At 67.8% G+C, this 19,449-nt stretch carries 20 protein-coding genes; 13 read left to right on the forward strand and 7 right to left on the reverse strand.

All coding sequences use genetic code 11. The features are described from left to right. Positions 1-19 precede the first annotated feature (19 nt). From ACM1PE_RS16820 to ACM1PE_RS16840, 5 genes are all read left to right on the forward strand, one after another. Positions 20-1,480 carry an aldehyde dehydrogenase family protein gene (locus tag ACM1PE_RS16820; RefSeq protein ID WP_419340546.1) on the forward strand — a complete coding sequence of 487 codons (1,461 nt, stop codon included), beginning with the start codon at positions 20-22 and terminating at the stop codon, positions 1,478-1,480. A gap of 9 nt (positions 1,481-1,489) precedes the next feature. After that, positions 1,490-2,362, forward strand: a complete 873-nt coding sequence (locus ACM1PE_RS16825; protein ID WP_251881731.1) for an intradiol ring-cleavage dioxygenase — start codon at positions 1,490-1,492, stop codon at positions 2,360-2,362. After that, complete coding sequence (locus ACM1PE_RS16830; protein WP_059379942.1) at positions 2,337-2,699, forward strand: Rieske 2Fe-2S domain-containing protein; 363 nt, start codon at positions 2,337-2,339, stop codon at positions 2,697-2,699. The genes ACM1PE_RS16825 and ACM1PE_RS16830 overlap by 26 nt, the downstream gene beginning before the upstream one ends. Positions 2,700-2,825: 126 nt before the next feature. After that, a complete protein-coding gene (locus tag ACM1PE_RS16835; protein ID WP_059379943.1) occupies positions 2,826-4,016 on the forward strand; it encodes an NAD(P)/FAD-dependent oxidoreductase in 1,191 nt (396 codons plus the stop codon). Beyond that, positions 4,013-4,441, forward strand: coding sequence for a DUF1641 domain-containing protein (locus ACM1PE_RS16840; RefSeq protein WP_059379944.1), 429 nt, complete (start codon positions 4,013-4,015; stop codon positions 4,439-4,441). The genes ACM1PE_RS16835 and ACM1PE_RS16840 overlap by 4 nt, the downstream gene beginning before the upstream one ends. Before the next feature lie 93 nt (positions 4,442-4,534). Here ACM1PE_RS16840 and clpB read toward each other — a convergent pair whose 3' ends face one another. Beyond that, positions 4,535-7,141: an ATP-dependent chaperone ClpB gene (clpB, locus tag ACM1PE_RS16845; protein ID WP_054452508.1), complete on the reverse strand. Its 2,607-nt coding sequence runs from the start codon at positions 7,139-7,141 to the stop codon at positions 4,535-4,537. 137 nt (positions 7,142-7,278) lie between these two features. Here clpB and ACM1PE_RS16850 point away from each other — a divergent pair, with 137 nt between their 5' ends. The 8 genes from ACM1PE_RS16850 to ACM1PE_RS16885 all read left to right on the forward strand — a co-directional run bounded on the left by ACM1PE_RS16850 (position 7,279) and on the right by ACM1PE_RS16885 (position 13,261). Further along, positions 7,279-7,713, forward strand: coding sequence for a gamma-glutamylcyclotransferase family protein (locus tag ACM1PE_RS16850; RefSeq protein ID WP_059379945.1), 435 nt, complete (start codon positions 7,279-7,281; stop codon positions 7,711-7,713). Positions 7,714-7,810: 97 nt separating this feature from the next. Further along, complete coding sequence (locus ACM1PE_RS16855) at positions 7,811-8,539, forward strand: helix-turn-helix domain-containing protein (protein WP_013394848.1); 729 nt, start codon at positions 7,811-7,813, stop codon at positions 8,537-8,539. Between the two features lie 14 nt (positions 8,540-8,553). After that, positions 8,554-9,738 carry a hypothetical protein gene (locus ACM1PE_RS16860; protein ID WP_419340547.1) on the forward strand — a complete coding sequence of 395 codons (1,185 nt, stop codon included), beginning with the start codon at positions 8,554-8,556 and terminating at the stop codon, positions 9,736-9,738. A 162-nt stretch (positions 9,739-9,900) separates the two neighbouring features. Further along, a complete protein-coding gene (locus tag ACM1PE_RS16865) occupies positions 9,901-11,205 on the forward strand; it encodes an MFS transporter (protein ID WP_059379946.1) in 1,305 nt (434 codons plus the stop codon). A gap of 61 nt (positions 11,206-11,266) precedes the next feature. Beyond that, positions 11,267-11,719, forward strand: coding sequence for an ArsR/SmtB family transcription factor (locus tag ACM1PE_RS16870; RefSeq protein WP_251881735.1), 453 nt, complete (start codon positions 11,267-11,269; stop codon positions 11,717-11,719). Continuing rightward, positions 11,605-12,069: an SRPBCC family protein gene (locus ACM1PE_RS16875; RefSeq protein WP_419340548.1), complete on the forward strand. Its 465-nt coding sequence runs from the start codon at positions 11,605-11,607 to the stop codon at positions 12,067-12,069. The genes ACM1PE_RS16870 and ACM1PE_RS16875 overlap by 115 nt, the downstream gene beginning before the upstream one ends. Before the next feature lie 54 nt (positions 12,070-12,123). Then, positions 12,124-12,825 (forward strand): DUF899 domain-containing protein, encoded by a 702-nt coding sequence (locus ACM1PE_RS16880; RefSeq protein ID WP_059379949.1) that lies wholly within the window; start codon positions 12,124-12,126, stop codon positions 12,823-12,825. Continuing rightward, a complete protein-coding gene (locus tag ACM1PE_RS16885; protein ID WP_419340549.1) occupies positions 12,776-13,261 on the forward strand; it encodes a hypothetical protein in 486 nt (161 codons plus the stop codon). Before ACM1PE_RS16880 ends, ACM1PE_RS16885 begins: the two co-directional genes overlap by 50 nt. Here ACM1PE_RS16885 and ACM1PE_RS16890 read toward each other — a convergent pair. The 6 genes from ACM1PE_RS16890 to ACM1PE_RS16915 all read right to left on the reverse strand — a co-directional run bounded on the left by ACM1PE_RS16890 (position 13,242) and on the right by ACM1PE_RS16915 (position 19,386). After that, positions 13,242-13,577 (reverse strand): 2Fe-2S iron-sulfur cluster-binding protein, encoded by a 336-nt coding sequence (locus tag ACM1PE_RS16890; RefSeq protein WP_059379950.1) that lies wholly within the window; start codon positions 13,575-13,577, stop codon positions 13,242-13,244. The two genes, ACM1PE_RS16885 and ACM1PE_RS16890, sit on opposite strands and share 20 nt — an antisense overlap. Positions 13,578-13,601: 24 nt before the next feature. Continuing rightward, positions 13,602-14,189, reverse strand: a complete 588-nt coding sequence (locus ACM1PE_RS16895; protein ID WP_059379951.1) for an NUDIX domain-containing protein — start codon at positions 14,187-14,189, stop codon at positions 13,602-13,604. Positions 14,190-14,328: 139 nt separating this feature from the next. Then, positions 14,329-15,582, reverse strand: coding sequence for an Hsp70 family protein (locus ACM1PE_RS16900; RefSeq protein ID WP_419340550.1), 1,254 nt, complete (start codon positions 15,580-15,582; stop codon positions 14,329-14,331). A 65-nt stretch (positions 15,583-15,647) separates the two neighbouring features. Beyond that, positions 15,648-16,826 carry a RhtX/FptX family siderophore transporter gene (locus ACM1PE_RS16905; protein ID WP_419343845.1) on the reverse strand — a complete coding sequence of 393 codons (1,179 nt, stop codon included), beginning with the start codon at positions 16,824-16,826 and terminating at the stop codon, positions 15,648-15,650. Positions 16,827-16,846: 20 nt separating this feature from the next. Further along, positions 16,847-17,281: a cupin domain-containing protein gene (locus tag ACM1PE_RS16910; protein ID WP_118934325.1), complete on the reverse strand. Its 435-nt coding sequence runs from the start codon at positions 17,279-17,281 to the stop codon at positions 16,847-16,849. Positions 17,282-17,337: 56 nt separating this feature from the next. After that, positions 17,338-19,386: a TonB-dependent siderophore receptor gene (locus tag ACM1PE_RS16915; protein ID WP_419343846.1), complete on the reverse strand. Its 2,049-nt coding sequence runs from the start codon at positions 19,384-19,386 to the stop codon at positions 17,338-17,340. Between the last annotated feature and the right edge of the window lie 63 nt (positions 19,387-19,449).

The raw sequence follows: 19,449 nt of genomic DNA on the forward strand, positions 1-19,449 counted from the left end.
TCAACACGTATCCAGAGCCATGCAGAACAAACTCTTTATCGACGGCCGCTTCGTGGACGCGGCCGCAGGCGGCACCATCGACGTGCTCAACCCGCACGACGCGACCCTCATCACCGCCATCGCCGCCGCCGAAGCCGAAGACGTGGACCGCGCCGTAGCGGCCGCGCAACGCGCCTTTCCCGCCTGGTCGCGCATGGCGGCGGCCGAACGCGGACGCCTGCTGCTCAAGCTGGCCGACCTGATCGAAGCCAACGCGGAAGAACTGGCGCAGCTGGAAACGCTGGACACCGGCCATCCGATACGCGACACGCGCGGCCTGGACGTGCCGCGCACCGCCGGCTGCTTCCGTTACTTCGGCGGCATGGCCGACAAGCTGCAGGGCAGCGTCATCCCGGTGGAAGCGGGCTTTCTCAACTACGTGCAGCGCGCCCCCATCGGCGTGGTCGGGCAGATCGTGCCGTGGAACTTCCCGCTGATGTTCACCAGCTGGAAGCTGGGCCCGGCGCTGGCCGCTGGCAATACGGTGGTGCTCAAGCCGTCCGAACTCACCCCGCTGTCGACCCTGCGCATCGCCGAACTGATGGCCCAGGCGGGCTTTCCGGAAGGCGTGGTCAATATGGTCCCCGGCTACGGCCACACCGCTGGCCAACGCCTGGCCGAGCATCCCGGCGTGGGCAAGATCGCCTTCACGGGGTCGACTGCCACCGGCCGCCGCATCGTGCAAGCGTCCCAGGGCAACCTCAAGCGCGTACAGCTGGAACTCGGCGGCAAGGGCGCCAACATCGTATTCGATGACGCCAACCTCGACGCCGCCGTCAATGGCGCGGCCTGGGCCATCTTCCACAACCAGGGCCAGGCCTGCATCGCGGGCTCGCGCCTGATGCTGCATGAGAAGATCGCCGATGCCTTTCTGGAGCGCTTCACGACGCTGGCGAACTCCATCCGGCTGGGCGACCCGCGTTCGCCCGACACCGAAATGGGGCCGTTGACCTCGGCGCAGCATCGCGACAAGGTCCTGTCCTACGTGGGCATCGCCGCCGAACAGGGCGCGCGCCTGCTGGCTGGCGGCAAGGCGCCCGGCGGCGAGCTGGCCCGCGGCTACTACGTCGCGCCCACCATCGTCGAGGCCCGGCCGCAGGACCGCGTCGCGCAGGAAGAAGTCTTCGGCCCTTTCGTCACGGTGCTGCGCTTTGGCAGCGACGAGGAGGCGCTCTACATCGCCAACGCCACCGACTACGGCCTGGGCAGCGGCTTGTGGACGCGCGACCTGGCGCGCGCCCACAAGCTGGCGGGCGCCATCCATGCCGGCATGTGCTGGATCAATTGCTACAAGCGGGTCAATCCCGGCAGTCCGTTCGGCGGCGTGGGCCAGTCCGGCTATGGACGCGAAATGGGCTTCGAAGCCATGCATGACTACACTGAGGCCAGGTCCGTGTGGGTCAATGTGGACGCCGCCGTGCCGCCGCACTACAAGCGCTGAGGAGCCGCCATGAACCCTGCCATGCCGAACGCCGAAACCGCCTTGACCGACACGGTCGCCGCCGCCTTTGCCCAAACCCCGGATCCCAGGCTGCGCCAGCTGATGCAATCCCTGGTGCGGCATCTGCACGCCTTCGTTGCCGACGTCGAGCCCACCGAGGCCGAATGGATGGCGGCGATCCGGTTCCTGACCGAGACCGGCCAGATCTGTGACGGCGCGGTGCGGCAGGAGTTCATCCTGCTGTCCGACACGCTGGGCGTGTCGATGCTGGTGGACGCGATCAACCACCGCAAGCCGGGCCAGGCCACCGAGAGCACGGTGTTCGGCCCCTTCTACATGGCCGGCATGCCCGAGCGCGCGGCGGGCGAGGACATGGCGCAAACGCCGGGCGAACCCGCGCTGGTGCACGGGACCGTGCGCGACACCGAGGGCCGGCCGCTGGCCGGCGCGGTTCTCGACGTGTGGCAGACGGCCGCCAACGGCATGTACTCGGGCCAGGACCTGAACCAGCCGCACGGCAATCTGCGCGGCCGCTACCGCAGCGGCGAGGACGGCAGTTTCGCGATCCGCAGCATCCTGCCAGTGTCCTATCCGATCCCGGGCGACGGTCCGGTCGGCCGCATGATGGCGGCGACCGGCCGGCACATCTTCCGGCCCGCGCACCTGCATTTCATGATCGACGCGCCGGGGCACCAGCGGCTGGTCACCCACCTGTTCAATGCCGGCGATCCCTATCTCGCGTCGGACGCGGTGTTCGGCGTGAAGCCGTCGCTGGTGCTGCAATACAGCCGGCAGGCCGCCGATTCGGCGATCGGCAAGCGCTATGGCTTCGAGTCGGACTTCCACGAGGGACGCTATGACTTCGTGCTGCCCCGCGCCTGAAGCAGCCGCCGGAGCGGCGCTGTGCCGGATCGAGGACATACCGGATGGGGGATCCCTGACGGCGGCAATCGGCGCGCGGCCGGTGATCCTGCTGCGCCGCGGCCAGGCGGTATGGGCTTACTTGAACCGCTGTCCGCACTTCTCGGTCACGTTGGACGCGGCACATGGCGCCGTCCTCACCTATGACGCTCAGGTGCTGATGTGCGCGCATCACTCGGCCCTGTTCCGCTTCGAGGACGGGCTCTGCATCGAAGGCCCTTGCCAGGGCGCGGCGCTGGATCCGCTGCCGCTGCGCGTGGACGCGGGCCGCGTCTACGCGGCCGATTCGAGCCAGTAACCGGCCCGAACCCCAAGCCCACGCGGCAATGGGATATTGATTGAAAGGTTGACGCCGCCGACAACAGTTGTTACACACACAGACGCACTGCACTTGCCCTCAGGATCTCTCCACAAGAGGTGGTTTATGAACAAGCGTATTGTTGTCGTAGGCGGCGGCGTAGGCGGCACCATGCTCGCCAATCAGCTCGCCGGAAAGCTCTACCCCGAAATCAGCCGCGGTGAAGTCTCCATCACGCTGCTCTCGGACACGCCGGATCACTACTACAAACCGGCATTCATGTACGTGGCCTTCAACCTCTTCTTCCAAGAGGAATTGAAACGGCCGGAACGTTCCCTGCTGCGCCCCGAAATCGAGTTCCGCGTCGACAAGGTCACGCGGTTCCACTTCGACCGCCAGGAAGTCGCCACGCAGAGCGGCAAGCGTTACGGCTATGACTACCTGGTGATCGCCACCGGCTGCGTGCCCTCGCCCGAGCGCATCGAAGGCCTGAAGGAAGCCGGAGACCACTTCTACCAGTACGCGCCCGCCAGGCAGCTGGCCGACCGCCTGTCGCGCATCGAGCGCGGGCGGGTGTTCATCAGCGTCACCTTCCCCAAGACGCCCAACGTCCCGCACCAGTGCGGCATCGCGCCGATCGAAACCACGCTGATGCTGGACGACTACCTGCGGCGGCGCGGCGTGCGCGACAAGGTGGAGATCATCTACACCTACCCGACCACCTCGCAGCTGCTGCGCAACTGCCTGTTCCTGCAACGGCCGACCTGCGAAGTGCTGCCCGCCATCTTCGAGCAGAAGGGCATCCAGTTTCAACGCGGCTTCACCTTGTCGCGGGTCGATCCCGACCGGCGCATCGCCTACTCGGAGGAAGGCGGCGAGCAACCCTTCGACATCCTCATGGCCACGCCGCCGATCCGCGCGGTGGACGTGGTGCTGGAGTCCGGCGTGTCGCAAGCCGAGAACAACGAAGGCTGGCTGCCGACCGACCACGAGACGCTGCAGGTCTACGGGCTGCAGAACGTCTACGTCATCGGCGACACCGTCGACCTGCCGGTCAGCAAGGCGGGCGGCTCCTGCCATAACCAGGCGCCAGTCATCGCCAACAACATCGCCGGCGAGATCCGGCTGGGCCATCCGTGCAGCGCCTATGACGGCCGGGTGCAGGCGGTGGCCCAGATGGGGCTGAACGCCGGCATGCCGCTCTGGTACGACTACACCCATGACGTGCTGCCCACGCCGCCCACCAAACTCGGCGGCCTGCTGCGCCACGGGTTCAACCGCGGCCTGTACTGGGCCGTCGCAAGGGGAATGCTATGAACGCGCCGCACGAAGCAAGCGCCACGCAGGCCGCCGACGCGGCCGCTCCGTTCCTGGGCGGCGGCCCGGGCGCGCGCGCCCTGGCCGACAGGCTGGGCCTGCTGGCCGAAGCGGGACGGCTGGACAACATCGCCGACCTGCTGTCGCTGGCGTCCGACCTGGTGGACCTGCTGGACCAGTCCATGGTGGAAAAGCTGGCGCTGCTGTCGGAACAGGCCAGCAGCGCGGCCTGGACCGCCGCCAACACGCTGCGCGATGCCCACGCGCGCACATTGCAGGAGGCGCGCCCTCCGAGCCTGACAGGCCTCATCGGCCTGATGCGCGATGAGGACACCCGCCGCGGCATGGCCGTGGTGCTGCGGGCGCTGCAAACGCTGGGCCGTCAGATGGCGGCACAGCGCAAGGACTACGCCGACGCGACCTGAAGGCCCACGTAAAAACCCCCGCAAACTGGATGTCAGTCCAGCTTCCGGGGGTTGTTTTCATGCGCGGCTTGGATCTCGCCGCGCCGGGTCCGTTTACTGCAGGGTCCGCGTAAAGACGAACTGCCCGTCCTGCCAGTCCACCGGCACCACGTCGCGCGGGCCGAAGCGGCCTTCCAGGATCAGGCGCGCCACCGGGTTCTCGATCTGCTGCTGGATCGCGCGCTTCAAGGGGCGCGCGCCGAACACCGGATCGAAGCCGGAGCGGGCCAGTTCCGCCAACGCGGGTTCGCTCACTTCGAGACGCATCTCCTGCTTTTCCAGGCGCTCGCCCAGGCGGCGCAGCTGGATGCGGGCGATGGACTCGATGTGCTGCGCTTCCAGGCCATGGAACACGACGACTTCGTCGATGCGGTTCAGGAACTCGGGGCGCAGGGTCTGCTTGAGCTCGTCCCACACCACTTCCTTGACCACTTCGTACGGCTTGCCGGCCAGGCTCTGGATATGGTGCGAACCCAGGTTGGACGTCATCACGATCACCGTGTTGCGGAAGTCCACCGTACGGCCCTGGCCATCGGTCAGGCGGCCGTCGTCCAGCACCTGCAGCAGCACGTTGAAGACGTCCGGATGGGCCTTTTCGACTTCATCCAGCAACACCACGCTGTACGGCTTGCGGCGCACGGCCTCGGTCAGGTAGCCGCCTTCTTCGTAACCCACGTATCCCGGCGGCGCGCCGATCAGGCGGGCCACCGAATGCTTCTCCATGAATTCGCTCATGTCGATGCGGATCATGTGCTCTTCGGAATCGAACAGGAACTCGGCCAGCGCGCGCGTCAGCTCGGTCTTGCCCACGCCCGTGGGGCCCAGGAACAGGAAGGAGCCATAGGGGCGCGACGGGTCCGCCAGCCCGGCGCGCGAACGCCGGATGGCATCGGACACCAGGCGCACGGCCTCGTCCTGGCCCACCACGCGCTTGTGCAGGTATTCCTCCATGTGCAGCAGCTTCTCGCGTTCGCCCTGCATCATCTTGGACACCGGAATGCCGGTGGCGCGCGACACGACCTCGGCGATTTCCTCGGCGCCGACGCGGGTGCGCAACAGGCGCGGACGCCCTTCGCCGCCCTCGGCTTCCTCGGCCGCTTCCGCGGCGCCCACTTCGGCCGCCTTCAGGCGCGCTTCCAGGTCAGGCAGCTTGCCGTACTGCAGCTCGGCCAGTTTGTCGAACTGGCCCTTGCGCTGCAGTTCCGCCATTTCGGCGCGCACGCTGTCGATTTCTTCCTTGATGGCCTGCGTGCCTTGCACCGCGGCTTTCTCGGCCTTCCAGATTTCCTCGAAGTCGTTGTACTCGCGTTGCAGCTTTTCGAGTTCGTCCTCGATCACGCCCAGGCGGCGCTTGGAAGCGTCATCGGATTCCTTCTTGACGGCTTCGCGTTCGATCTTGAGCTGGATGATGCGGCGGTCGAGCTTGTCCATCACTTCCGGCTTGGAATCGATTTCCATGCGGATGCGCGCGCCGGCCTCGTCGATCAGGTCGATGGCCTTGTCGGGCAGGAAGCGGTCGGTGATGTAGCGGTGCGAGAGTTCGGCCGCGGCCACGATGGCCGGGTCGGTGATCTCGACGCCGTGGTGGATTTCATAGCGTTCCTGCAGACCGCGCAGGATGGCGATGGTGGATTCCACGTCGGGTTCGTCGACCAGCACCTTCTGGAAGCGCCGCTCCAGCGCCGCGTCCTTCTCGATGTACTTGCGGTATTCGTCCAGCGTGGTGGCGCCGATGCAGTGCAGCTCGCCGCGCGCCAGCGCGGGCTTGAGCATGTTGCCCGCGTCCATCGCGCCTTCGGCCTTGCCCGCGCCCACCATGGTGTGGAGTTCGTCGATGAAGACGATGTTGCTGCCGTCGTCCAGCGACAGCTCCTTCAGCACGGCCTTCAGGCGTTCTTCGAATTCGCCGCGGAACTTGGCGCCGGCCAGCAGCGCGGCCAGGTCCAGCGACAGCACGCGCTTGCCGCGCAGGGTTTCGGGCACTTCGTCGTTGACGATGCGCTGCGCCAGGCCTTCGACGATGGCGGTCTTGCCGACGCCGGGTTCGCCGATCAGCACGGGGTTGTTCTTGGTGCGGCGCTGCAGGATCTGGATGGTGCGGCGGATTTCGTCGTCGCGGCCGATCACCGGGTCGAGCTTGCCCTGGCGGGCGCGCTCGGTCAGGTCCATGGTGTACTTGGACAGGGCTTCGCGGTTGGATTCGCCTTCCGCGCCGGAGACGTTCTCGCCGCCGCGCACGGCGTCGATCGCGGCCTCCAGGGCCTTTTTCTGCAGGCCCGCGTCGCGCAGGATGCGGCCGGCGTCGCCCTTGTCGTCCGCCAGCGCCAGCAGGAACAATTCACTGGCAATATAGGTGTCGCCACGGCGCGCGGCTTCCTTGTCGGTGCGGGTCAGCACCGCCTGCAGATCGCGGCCGACCTGGACGTTGTCGTCGCCCTGCACCTGCGGCAGGGACTTCAGGGCGCTGTCGATGGCCGACTGCACCCGGTTGACGGCCACGCCGGCGCGCGCCAGCAGGCTGCCCGCGCCGCTGTCGGAATCCGACAGCAAGGCGGAGAGCACGTGGATGGGCTCGATGTAGGGATGGTCGTTGCGGGCGGCCAGACTTTGAGCGTCGGCCAGGGCTTGCTGGAACTTGGTAGTCAGTTTGTCGAATCGCATAATGGTCGTTTGGCTTGTTGGGGAGCCTGACCGATACGTGCCGGCTGGCTCGATATCCTGAATATGCGGCCGGATGCGAGAATTTCAACACCCTGCCCGCGCCATGGTTTTTTCGACGTGCAGCAACAACCTGACTTATGAGCATATACGTTTTTGTCTACGGCACCCTACGCGCGGGCGAAATCAATGATCTGGCTCAAGCCGCCGCCCGGCGCGGCCTGCCCGCGGCCCGCCATGTCGGTCCGGCCAGCGTGCCGGGCCGGCTGGTGGATTTCGGCGACTGGCCCGGCCTGATCCCGGCGGACGACGGCCGGCGCGTGCGCGGCGATGTTTTCCAGGTGGAACCGGCCCTGGTGGCGCTGATGGACGAAATCGAAGAGTACGAGCCCGGCAAGCCCTGCTGCTTCGTGCGGCGCGAGGTCGTGGCGCGCCTGGAACCGCCCGCGCAAGCGTCGGAACTGCGCTGCCAGTACTACCCGATAGACCCCGCCCTGCGCGGCGCGGCGGTCGATATTGCCTCCGACGACTGGGTCGCGTACCGCCTTGCCCGCCCTCTATCGGACGACCCGTAAGACGCCCGTAGTAACAACGGACTACAATACAGCTTGTCTTAAGCTTTATACCCATTCCGGCAACCGTCCGCGCAATGGGCACTATAGAGGTCATCGTATGCAAAAACGGGTCCCCGTTGCCCCTGATGCCGCCCATTGCTCCACATGCATGCTGGGGCATGTGTGCGTGCCCGTGGGCATGGCAGCCGCCGAAGTGGAAAAGCTGGACGAACTGGTCAGGGAACGCGTGCGCCTTGAAAAAGGCAAGCCGCTCTATTCGCTGAACCACCCGCTCGACGCTGTCTACAGCGTGCGCTTCGGCAGCCTCAAGACGCAGTTGGAAGACGCGACCGGCCAGATCCAGGTCACCGGCTTTCATCTGCCCGGCGAAATCGTCGGCATGGACGGCATGCTGGACGGCAAGCACGTCTCGACCGCCGTGGCGCTGGAAGATTCCGAGGTCTGCGTCATCCGCCTGGCCGATATCGACCGGGTCGCGGCCCACCTGCCCTCGCTGCAGCAGCAATTCCGCCGCCTGATGAGCCGCGAAATCAACCGCTCGCACCAGATGCTGGCATCGCTGGGTTCCATGCGCTCCGAGCAGCGCCTGGCCGCGTTCCTGCTGAACCTGTCGCAGCGCTACGCGTCGCTGGGCTATTCCTCCACCGAATTCGTGCTGCGCATGAGCCGCGAGGAAATCGGCAACTATCTCGGCCTGACCCTGGAAACGGTCAGCCGGCTGTTCTCGCGCTTTGCGCGCGACGGCCTCATCAAGATCAACCAGCGCGAGGTCCGCATCCTGGACCTGCCCGCGCTCAAGCAGTTGCTGGGCCAAGAGAGCTGCTGAATCTCCGCCGCGCCATGCGCCGCGCCCCCATCCTCCCCTTGCTTCAAGCGCGGCCGGACCGCATGTGCGGCCTGGCTGCGGTATTCGCCCTGGCGGCGCTCGCGCCGCTGGCCGCGCGCGCCCAGACGCCCCTGCCCGACCCTTACGACTACAGCGAGACCGCACCCGCGCCCAAGCGCGCGGCGCCCTTGCGCTGGCAGTCCGTGGAACTGGGCAAGCCCGGCCACCGCTACAAGATGCCGATCTACGCCAACCGCGACCTGGCCAAGGACGACCTGCGCAACATCAAGCAGGTCGTGGTCGTGATCCACGGCGTCAAGCGCGATGCCGACCGCTATTACGAATCGGTCGCCGCGCTGCTGGCGCACAACCCGGAGCGGGCGCGCGACACCCTGATCCTGGCGCCGCGCTTCTCGGGTTCGATCGATTCGGGTTTCGGCGGCATGGCGGCCTGGCGCAAGGCCAGCTGGGAAGAAGGGGAAGACAGCGTGCAGGCCGCGGGACGCCCCGCGCCCGTCAGCTCGTTCCAGGTGCTCGACGACCTGCTGCGCAGCCTGGATGACCGCAAGCGCCTGGCCTCGCTGGCCGGCATCGTGCTGGCTGGCCACTCGGCCGGCGGGCAATTGGTGCAGCGCTACGCGGTGCTGAACAATATCGACGGCACGCTGCGGCGCGACGGGCTGGCGCTGCGCTACGTGGTCGCCAATCCCTCGTCCTACCTGTACCTGAGCAACGAGCGCCCGCGCGCCGACGGCAAGGGCTACGCGCCCTACGAGCGTGGCATCTGCCCCACCTACAACCAGTACAAGTACGGCCCGGACAAGCTGCCCGCGTACTCGCGCGAGACCGACGAATCCAAGCTCTTCGTGCGCTACGCGGCGCGCGACGTCACCTATCTGCTGGGCGGCGCCGACAACAATCCCGAAGACCGCCTGCTGGACAAGACCTGCGGCGCGGAAGCCCAGGGCGCGACCCGGCTGGCCCGCGGCACGGGCTACGCGCAATACGAATACGTGCTGGCCGCCCGCGGCGCCAAACCCGTGGCGCTGCACCGGCGCGCCTTCGAAGTGGCCGGCATCGGCCACAACAGCAAGGGCATGTTCGGTTCGGTCTGCGGCGCGCAGGCGCTGCTGGGCGACGAGGCCAAGGCGGCCGACGGCGCCGCGCCTTGCGAAGTCATCAAGCCGCGCGGCAAGTGAGCCGGCGCGGCCCGGCCTGACAAAAAGCTGAACAAGAAGCGCTATTGATACGCGTGCATTTCCGCGCGCACAGGCGCAACATAACGCAATGCATGTTCCATTCGCGGCCCGCCCGCGATCGCGTGTCCGGCGTCCCCCGACAAACGCACCCGAAGGATGGATATGACACAAGCGCATCTCGACATCCCCGACGCCAAGCGCCGCATCAAGGCGATTTTCATCGGCTCCATGGGCAATCTGGTGGAGTGGTATGACTTCTACGCCTATACCGCTTTCGCGCTGTACTTCGCCCCCGCCTTCTTCCCGTCGCACGACCCGGTGGTCCAGCAACTGAACGCGGCCACGCTGTTCGCGGCCGGCTTCATCGTGCGCCCGCTGGGCGGCTGGCTGTTCGGCCATCTGGCCGACCGCCATGGACGGCGCCTGTCGCTGATGGTGTCGGTGGGGATGATGTGCGTGGGCTCGCTGATCATCGCGGTCACGCCCACCTACGCCACCATCGGCCTGGCCGCGCCCGCGCTGCTGGCCCTGGCGCGCGTGGTCGAAGGCCTGAGCCTGGGCGGCGAGTATGGCGCCAGCGCCACCTACCTGACCGAGATCGCGGACCCCGAGCATCGCGGCTTCTATTCCAGCTTCCAGTACGTCACGCTGATCGGCGGCCAGCTCTGCGCCATCCTGGTGCTGCTGCTGTTGCAGAACGTGTTCCTGACCCACGAGCAGCTGGTGGCATGGGGCTGGCGCATCCCCTTCGTGATCGGCGCCATGCTGGCCATCATCACTGCCCTGATGCGGCGCGACATGCCCGAGACGGACTCCTACAAGGAAGCCCAGAAGGCGCCCAAGCCGCAGACCAGTTCGCTGCGCGGCCTGCTGAAGTATCCGCGCGAAGTCGCGATCGTGGTGGGCCTGACCGCGGGCGGCACGGCGGCGTTCTATACCTTCACCACCTACATGCAGACCTTCGTGCGGCAGACCTCGGGCTTCTCCGACATCGTCACGACCTACATCATCGCCGGGTCGCTGATCTTCGCGCTGATCCTGCAGCCGGTCTATGGCGCGCTGTCCGACAAGATCGGGCGCAAGCCGTTGCTGGTGTTCTTCGGCGTGGCAGGCGCGGCGCTCACGGTGCCCATCCTGATGACGCTGTCGCATACGCGTTCGCCCTTCATGGCCTTCCTGCTGATCTGCGGCGCCTGGGTGTTCACGGCCGGCTATACCTCCATCAACGCGGTAGTGAAGGCGGAGCTCTTCCCCACCAACATCCGCGCCACCGGCGTGGCCGTGCCCTACGCCGTAACGGTGTCGATCTTCGGCGGCACGGCGCCGGCCATCGCCCTGTTCTTCAAACAGCAGGGGCATGAGGAGTGGTTCTACTACTACCTCGCCGGCATCATCTTCCTGTCGCTGCTGGTGTACGCCACCATGCGCGACACCAAGCACCAGTCGGCCATGCACCAGCACGCCTGATTCCTTTCGCGCCAACTTTGTTGCTTGACAGTCCTGCGGCTTCGGCTTAATACTTAACCCTATGGTTAAGTTTAAAGACGATACGCTGGACAGCATCTTTTCGGCGCTGGCCGACGGCACGCGGCGCCGGGTGCTGGCCGACCTGGAACAAGGCGCGGCCTCGGTCAGCGAGCTGGCCCGGCCGCACGCCATGTCCCTGCCCGCTTTCATGAAGCATCTGCGCGTGCTGGAAGACGCCGGCCTGATCGCCCGCGCCAAGGACGGCCGGGTCGTGAACTGCACGCTATCGCCCGAACCCATGCGGGCGGCATCCGACTGGCTGGCCCGCTACGAGAAGTTCTGGAACGGGCAGTTGGATTCGCTGGCGCGGTACCTGTACCACGAGGAAGAGGTCCACCCATGGAAAAACGAAGCACCCGACACGAAGCAGCTCCCATCGAACTCCGGCTCAAACGCCGCTTCGACGCCCCCATCGAACGCGTCTGGCGCGCCTGGACGGACCCGCAAGCGCTGATGCGCTGGTTCGGTCCCGCCGAAACCCGCAAGGTGCTGCGGGCGGAAACCGACGTGCGCGTGGGCGGGGCCTACCAGGTGGGCTTCGCCACCGAGGACGGGCTGGAGCACCACGCCAGCGGCCACTACCGCGAGGTCGAGCCGCAGCGCCGGCTGGTGTTCACCTGGGCCTGGCGCGACACGCCCGCTGAAGTCTCGCTGATCACGTTGGAATTCACCCCTGCCGGCGGCGGCACCGAACTCGCCTTCCTGCAAACCCCGTTCGTCGACCAGGCCACCCGCGACAGCCACCAGCATGGCTGGCTGGGCGCGCTGGAGTGGCTGGCGGCCCATCTGGCGAAGCCGGCCTGAATCCCTGCCGTTCGCCCTATCCGGGCCTGCCGGCCCGATCCAAGGAGACACACGATGCAGACCGATCACCCCGTCGTATCCCGAGCGCAATGGGACATCGCGCGCGAGGCGCTGTTGCGGCGCGAAAAAGAACTGACGCGGGCCCAGGACGCCCTGGCCCGCGAGCGCATGGCCCTGCCCTGGGTCAAGGTGGACAAGCCCTACCGCTTCCAGGGCGCCGCCGGCTCCGTGGATCTGGCCGGACTGTTCCAGGGCAGGAGCCAGCTTATCGTCTACCACTTCATGTTCGGCCCGGACTGGGAGGAAGGCTGCGTGGGCTGCTCGTTCCTGGCCGACCACATGGACAGCGCGATCATGCACCTGCGCCAGCATGACGTGACGGTGGTCGCCGTGTCGCGAGCCCCCTACGCCAAGCTGGAGGCATTCAAGCGACGCATGGGCTGGCAGTTTCCCTGGTACTCGTCCGAGGGCAGCGACTTCAATTTCGACCTGCAGGCTTCCGTACCCAAGGCCGACGGCAGCATGGAGGAAAACTCCGGCGCCAGCGCTTTCTTCCGCGACCCGGACGGCGAGATCTTCCACACCTACTCAAGCTTCTCGCGCGGCGTGGAAAGGCTGGCCGGAGCCTACAACTACCTGGAATTGGCGCCCCTGGGCCGCAACGAGAACGGCCCGCACTTCAACCTGGGCGACTGGGTACGCCACCATGACCGCTACGACGACGCCCGGGCGCACGCCTGCCACGCCTGCGGCTAGGCGCAAGCCCGGCCGCGCCGTCAGCATGGCCTCCGACGCGGCCTTCCTGTGGCTGGCCTGCACCGCGGCCATGGCCGCGGGGTTGTGGGCGGACACGCTGCGCACGCCGGCGGCGCTGCTGGCCAGCCTGTGCGGAGCGTCCGGCGGGCTGCTGGAACAAGCGTGGCGCCATGCGGCGCTGATGCCCGCCAGCAGCGCAGCCATGCTGATTGCCGCGCTATTGCCGCTGCCGGGCGCGCCCCGCATGGCCGCGCCGCTGGCCTGCGCGCTGGCGATGGGACTGGGCATGCTGGCGGGGGCTCAATGGGGCATGGCGGCGGCGCTGGCCGCGGGCGCCGCGCCGTTCGGCGGCATGGCTGCCGGCATGGCGCTGGGAATGGGCCTCGCCACGGCCGCCGCGGCGCTGATTGCAGGCGCTAGCGCCGCGCCCCGGTGAGCGGGCGCGGCTGTGCCTGAGGCGCGGCCTCGATCGGCGCGGCCAGCGGCGCCTGGATTTCCAGGGCCGATTCCGCCCGCGCCACGCAGGGCAGGATCCAGCCCTCTTCCTTTTCGTCGCGCGACAGCCCCGGCCACTCGATGCGGTACGAGATCTCGCCTTCCAGCAACAGGCACATGCAGGCGCGGCAAGTGCCGTTGCGGCACGAGCTGGGCAGCTTGATGCCGGCCGCCTGCGCCGCCAGCAACACGGAAGTATCGGCCGGCGCGTCGAAGCGCAGGCCGGCTGGCAGCACCAGAACGGGAAAAGCGGACATGGCTGGACAGATCCCGCGCGGGCCTCAGCCCGCGTTGTCCTGCCAGTCCAGCTGCCAGGCGCCGGACAGCACGTTCTGCATCCACAGCACGCAGGTCAGCGTCTTGGCGTCGGTGACCTCGCCCTTGGCGCAGGCGGCGATCAGTTCGGCGGGGTCCGCGCTGATCACATCCAGGAATTCGTCCTGGTCCAGTTGGCGCGGCCCGGCGCGCAGGCCGCGGGCGAAGTAGATGTGGATGATCTCGGTGGAATAGGCGATGGCCAGGTGCAGCGCCCCCGCATGCGCCCACTGATCCGCGGCATAGCCGGTTTCCTCCAGCAGCTCGCGCTTGCCGCAGGCCAGCGGATCCTCGCCCGGATCCAGCTTTCCGGCCGGGAACTCGGTCATCACGCGTCCGATGGGATAGCGGAACTGCCGCTCCAGCAGGACCCGGCCATCGTCCAGCAGGGGGATCACCACCACCGCGCCCGGATGCACCACGTACTCGCGCGTGGCCGTGTTGCCGTTGGGCAGGCTGACCGTGTCGCGGCGGATCTTCAGGAAGGCGCCGTTGTATGGCGCCTCGCTGGCGACGAGTTTTTCTTCGAGATGGGAGTCGGGCTTGCGGGTCATGGCGGGTCGGATACCTCAAGGGACGCGCGGATGATGGCCAGTCCGCGCGGGCAGCCCGAGCTTACCATCGCCGCCCGCTTTCCCCGATGACGCCCGCTCCGCAACCCGGATGACCGCCCATGGCGGCCTACCGGGCGGCTCAGCCGAACTTGCGGCGGGCGTCCAGCGCCAGGCCGGCGCCGATGCTGCCGAACAGATCGCCTTCGACGCTGCGCGCGCCCGGCACCAGGGCCGAGACGGATTCGCGCAGACGCGGCACGCGGCTGGAACCGCCGGTGAAGAACACCGTGTCCACATCCGCGGTCGATACGCCGGCGTCGCGCAACAGCGCGCCCACCGTGGTCTCGACCTTTTCGATCAGGCGGCCCACGCAGGCATCGAACGAGGGGCGCGTCACGTCCACGCCCAGCTCCGGCGCGATGCGCGACAGGTCGATGCGCGCGGCGGGCGTCTCGGACAGCGCGATCTTGGCCTCTTCGACCTGCACCGCCACCCAGTGGCCGGCGCGCTGTTTGACCAGGTTCAGCAGCAGATCGATCTTCTCGCAGTCGCCGGCCTCGGCGCGGATGTAGGCGAAGTGTTCGGCGGCCTTGCGGGTATAGGCCTGGTTGATGGTGTGCCAGCAGGCCAGGTTGCCGTATTGCGTGGACGGCACGTCCTTGCCGCTGCGCAACTGGCTACCCAGCCCCAGCATGGGCATCACGTGCGCCAGGCTGAGCTGCTTGTCGAAGTCCACCCCGCCGATGTGCACGCCGCCGTAGGCCAGGATGTCCTCGCGGCGGTCGGCCTTGTTGGCGCGGCCGGGCCCCAGGCGGATCAGCGAAAAGTCAGAGGTACCGCCGCCGATGTCGATGACCAGCACCAGCTCTTCGCGGTCGATCTGCGATTCGTAGTCGAATGCGGCGGCCAGCGGCTCGAACTGGAATTCGATATCGGTGAAGCCGACGCTGCGCGCGATCTCGCCCAGCGTGTCCTGGGCGGTCTGGTCGGCGGCCGGATTGTCGTCCACGAAGAACACCGGCCGGCCCAGCACCGCGCGCGTGAAGCCGCGCCCCGCCGCCGTTTCGGCGCGGCGCTTGAGTTCGGCGATGAAGCGCGTGAGCAGGACGCGGAACGGAATCGAACGGCCCTGCACTTCCGTCGAACCGTCGATCAGCGAGCTGCCCAGCAGGCTCTTCATCGAGCGCATCAGGCGCCCGTCGTAGCCCGCGAGATAGTCGGAGATGGCGGCGCGGCCATAGCTGACTTCGGCGTCTTCGTCATGGAAGAAAATGGCAGAGGGCAAGGTGGTCTTGCCGTCTTCCAGGGCGAGGAGCGCGCGCTGATCGGGGCGGCTCCAGCCGACGGTGGAATTGGACGTGCCGAAGTCGACGCCGCATGCGGTGGAAATCATGGGGAATTCTGGTGCTGAAAGCAAAACGGCGCACAAGTGTAGCCGCAACCGCCAGAATCGCCATATCAGCCCGTGCGCGCCAGCGCCCTGGCCGTGAACGCCAGCGTCGCGGCCGCCACCAGCAGGCCGCTGGCAAAGCCCCAGACGTAGCCGACCTGGGCCGCCAGCCCGGTCATGAGGGACGAGGTCAGGATCTCGCCCAGGTCGCGCGCGCTTTGCACCGCGGTCATGTCGGTGCCGGCCTGCTCGCCGCGGCTGGCAAAGCGCATGGCCAGCGTCATCAGGGCCACGGACGCGGCGCCCGCGCCGAACGCCCCCAGCGCCTGCGCGCCCAGGGCCGTGCCCGCCTGCGCCAGCATCCAGCCCTGGGCCTGCGCCATCCAGGCCAGCGCAGCCGCGCCCGAGGCGGCCAGGCCCAGCGCCAGCACCGCGCGCGCGCCCAGCCGGCCGATCAGCCAGGCGCCGCCGCCGCAGCCCAGCAGCACGGTCACCACGCCGCCCGCCATGCCGACGCGCCCCACCGCCTCGACCGCCCAGCCCGCATCCACCAGGAATAGTTTGGACAGGCCATAGCCCGCCACCGCGGTCATGGCCGACAGGAAGGCGGCTGCGGCCAGAGCCCAGGCGCCGGGGCGGCGCACGAAGGCGCCCAGCGTGGCGCGCCGCCTGGCCGCGGACATGGCCAGTTCGGTTTCACGCCAGGCGGCCGCCAGCAGCAGGCTGAACGCCACCACGGCCGCCAAGGTCAGCAGCGCGCCGGTCTGTCCGATATGGCCCGCCAGCATCAGGCAACCCGGCCCGCCGAAGAAGAAGCCCACCATGGTGCCGCCCACCTGCACGGCATTGGCGCGCGCCAGATCCTGCCCCTGGAAGCGCTCCGCCGTCAGGCCGTCGGTGGCGATGTCCTGCGTCGCGCTGGCCAACGACGCCAGCGCCATCAGGGCGACCACCCAGGCCGCTGCCGCGGCATCGATACCCAGCCAAGACAGCGCCAGCAGGCAGGCCAGCACCACGGCCTGCATCGGCAGGATCCAGCTGCGCCGCCGGCCCAGGGCGCGGGTCCAGCGGTTGTCGACCACGGGCGCCCACAAGAACTTCAGCACCCACGGCAGGCCGACCAGCGGCAGCCAGGCCAGCGCGTGCAGGTCCGCGCCGTCGCGGCGCAGCAGCGTGGGCAAAGCCTCCATGGCCACGCCCAGCGGTATGCCTTGGGAAAAATACAAGGCGCCTATCATCACGAACATGCGTGCGTTTGCAATACGGTTCACTTCAGATTTCCTTCGACGAGGGGCTGCGGGATTGCGGCGGCATCCGCGCGGCGGTGTTCGCTGCCCTGCCCCGGCGTCACGAACAGGATCTTGCCGGGACAGGCGACGTGCAGGCGGTGCCACACGCCGCGCGGCACGATGGCGCTGCGCCGGGTATCCAGCAGCATGTCGGTCTGGGCGCCGTCTTCCGCCATCAATGTGACCACCACGCGCCCTTCCAACACGCAGAGCATTTCATCGCCCGCCGGGTGGCGCTCCCACACATCGCCATGCACGTCGGCGTCGCTGGCCACGGCCTTGATGCCGACCAGCCATTCGTCCTGCGGCGCGAGCCGGCGCAAACGGCCCACATCGCGCATGGCGCCCTCGCGCCCCAGCGCCACGAAGTGGTCCAGCCAGTCGAACACCGGTCCGGTATCGGGTGCACTCATCGATCTCTCCTTCTGGTTGCCGGCGGGCGCGCGCGGACGGCGCCCGCCGCGGGTCATCAGTATTCGGCGCGCAGGGTCAGCATGACGTTGCGGGGCTCGCCATAGCGGTTGTTCCAGGCCGTGCCCGACAGGCTCTGGTAATAGCCGCGGTCGAACAGGTTGTTGACGTTGAGCGCCGCGGTCACGTGCTTGTCCACCCGGTACGCCATGCGCAGGTCCACCAGCGCATAGCCGCCCTGGCGCAGCGTGACGGGGCCGGACACCGCGGAGTAGCCCGACTGCACTTGCAGCCCGCCGCCCACGCTCAGCCGCCGCTCCAGGCCGGGCAAGGCATAGTTGGTCCATAGGCGGAAGATGTGCTTGGGCGTGAAGCGCGCGAACGGCTGTCCGCCGGATTCCGAATCCGTCAGGTACTTGCTGGTGTTGAAGGTGTAGCCCGCGGCCACTGTCCAATAGGGCGTAATGCTGCCGGAGGCTTCGGCCTCGACGCCGCGGCTGCGCACTTCCCCGCCCGAGATGTAGTAGCAGTTGCGGCCCACGCACGGCCAGGCGGGGTCCTCCTGCGCGCGGTTCTTCTGCTGGATCTGAAACACGGCCAGCGACACGTTCAAGGCGCCGTCCGCCAGCTCGCCTTTGACGCCGGCCTCGTAGTTGGTGCCGGTAATGGGATCCAGCGGCTTGCCGTCGCGCGTCAGCTCGCCCTGCGGCTGGAAGACCTGCGCATAGCTGCCATATAGCGACCACTGACGGTCGAGGTCCACGATCAATCCGCCATACGGCGTGAACTCCGGATCAATGCGCTGGCGCGCGCGAGGCGCGCTCTGGTTCCACCAGCTCATGCGTCCGCCCAGCACCAACGTCACCGGATCGGCCAGCGAAAAGCGGCCCATGCCGTAAACGCCCTGCTGCTTGAGCCGCGTTTCGCCGGGCGAGGTGTATGGCCCCACGCCAGGCTCGGGCACGCTGTGCGGATCCCAGTCGAAGACGTTGACCGGCACGTTCGGATAGGGCGTCAGGTCCGCGCTGTATTGCTCGGACGTAGTGCGCTGGGCATTGCCGCCCAGCAATAGTTCATGGCGCCGGCCGAACAGTTGCACCGGGCCGCCGACATAGGCGTCCACGCTGGCCTGCGTGTTTTCGAACTTGTAGGCCGCGCCCATCAAGGAGGAACCCAGCCCGGTCTGGCGGTCTATCGCGCCATAGGCGCCGGCGTACTTCAGGTTGCTGTCCGCAGTCAGGTAATTGGCGCTGATCTTGGCGCTCCAGCCTTGGCCGAAGCGATGCTCCAGGTCCGCGAACACGCGCGTCGTATCCCAGTTGAAGCGGTCCCAGGCCACGTCCAGGTAGGTCGAACGCTTCAGGCCGATATCGCCGCCGTCCTTGTAGCGCGGCACGCCGGCCATGTTGGTGGTAGAGCGGATGCGTTGGGTCTGCAGGCCGGCGGACAGCACCGTGTCCGGCCCCAGGTCCACCTCGCCTATGGCGTAGAGCAGGGCCGACTGCTGATCCGCGACGTCATAGAAATAGCCGCGGTCCTCCATGGCGCCGACGATGCGGCCGCGCACGCTGCCGCTATCGTTCAACGGACCGCCCAGGTCGGCCTCCGCGCGGTAGCGGTCCCAGCTTCCAGCGCTGAGGGAACCGCTGAACGAGAACTCGCGTTGCGGCCGCTTGCGCACCAGGTTCACCGTGGCGGCGGGATTGCCTGCGCCATGCATCAGGCCGTTGGCGCCGCGCAGGATCTCCACGCGTTCGTACACCGCCATGTCCTGAGGCGATGCCGCCATATTGCCCATCAGCACCGGCACGCCGTCCTGCTCGAACGAATCCACCTTGAAGCCGCGCGCGTAGTACGCGGTGGTCAGCAGCTGATAGGGCTGCACCGTGATGCCGGTGGCGTGCTGCATCACCTCGTCCAGGCTTTGCAGGTTCTGCTCGCGCATCCGCTCCTGCCCGATCACCGTCACCGACTGCGGAATCTCGCGCAGCGTCAGCGGCAGCTTGCCGAGGGTCGCCGTGTCCTGCGCCACGCCCTCGCCGCTGACCGTCACCGCCGGCAGCGACGCGGCCTCCTGCGCCTGCGCTGGCGCCACCGTCACCGCCACCGCAAGCCACAGCGGCCAATGCTGCGCCCGCGCCGCGTTCCTGCGCGGCGCCCCCGTTTTCAC

The organism is Achromobacter sp. PD1 (genome assembly GCF_048541815.1).
In the GTDB taxonomy this organism is placed as follows: domain Bacteria; phylum Pseudomonadota; class Gammaproteobacteria; order Burkholderiales; family Burkholderiaceae_B; genus Achromobacter; species Achromobacter bronchisepticus_A.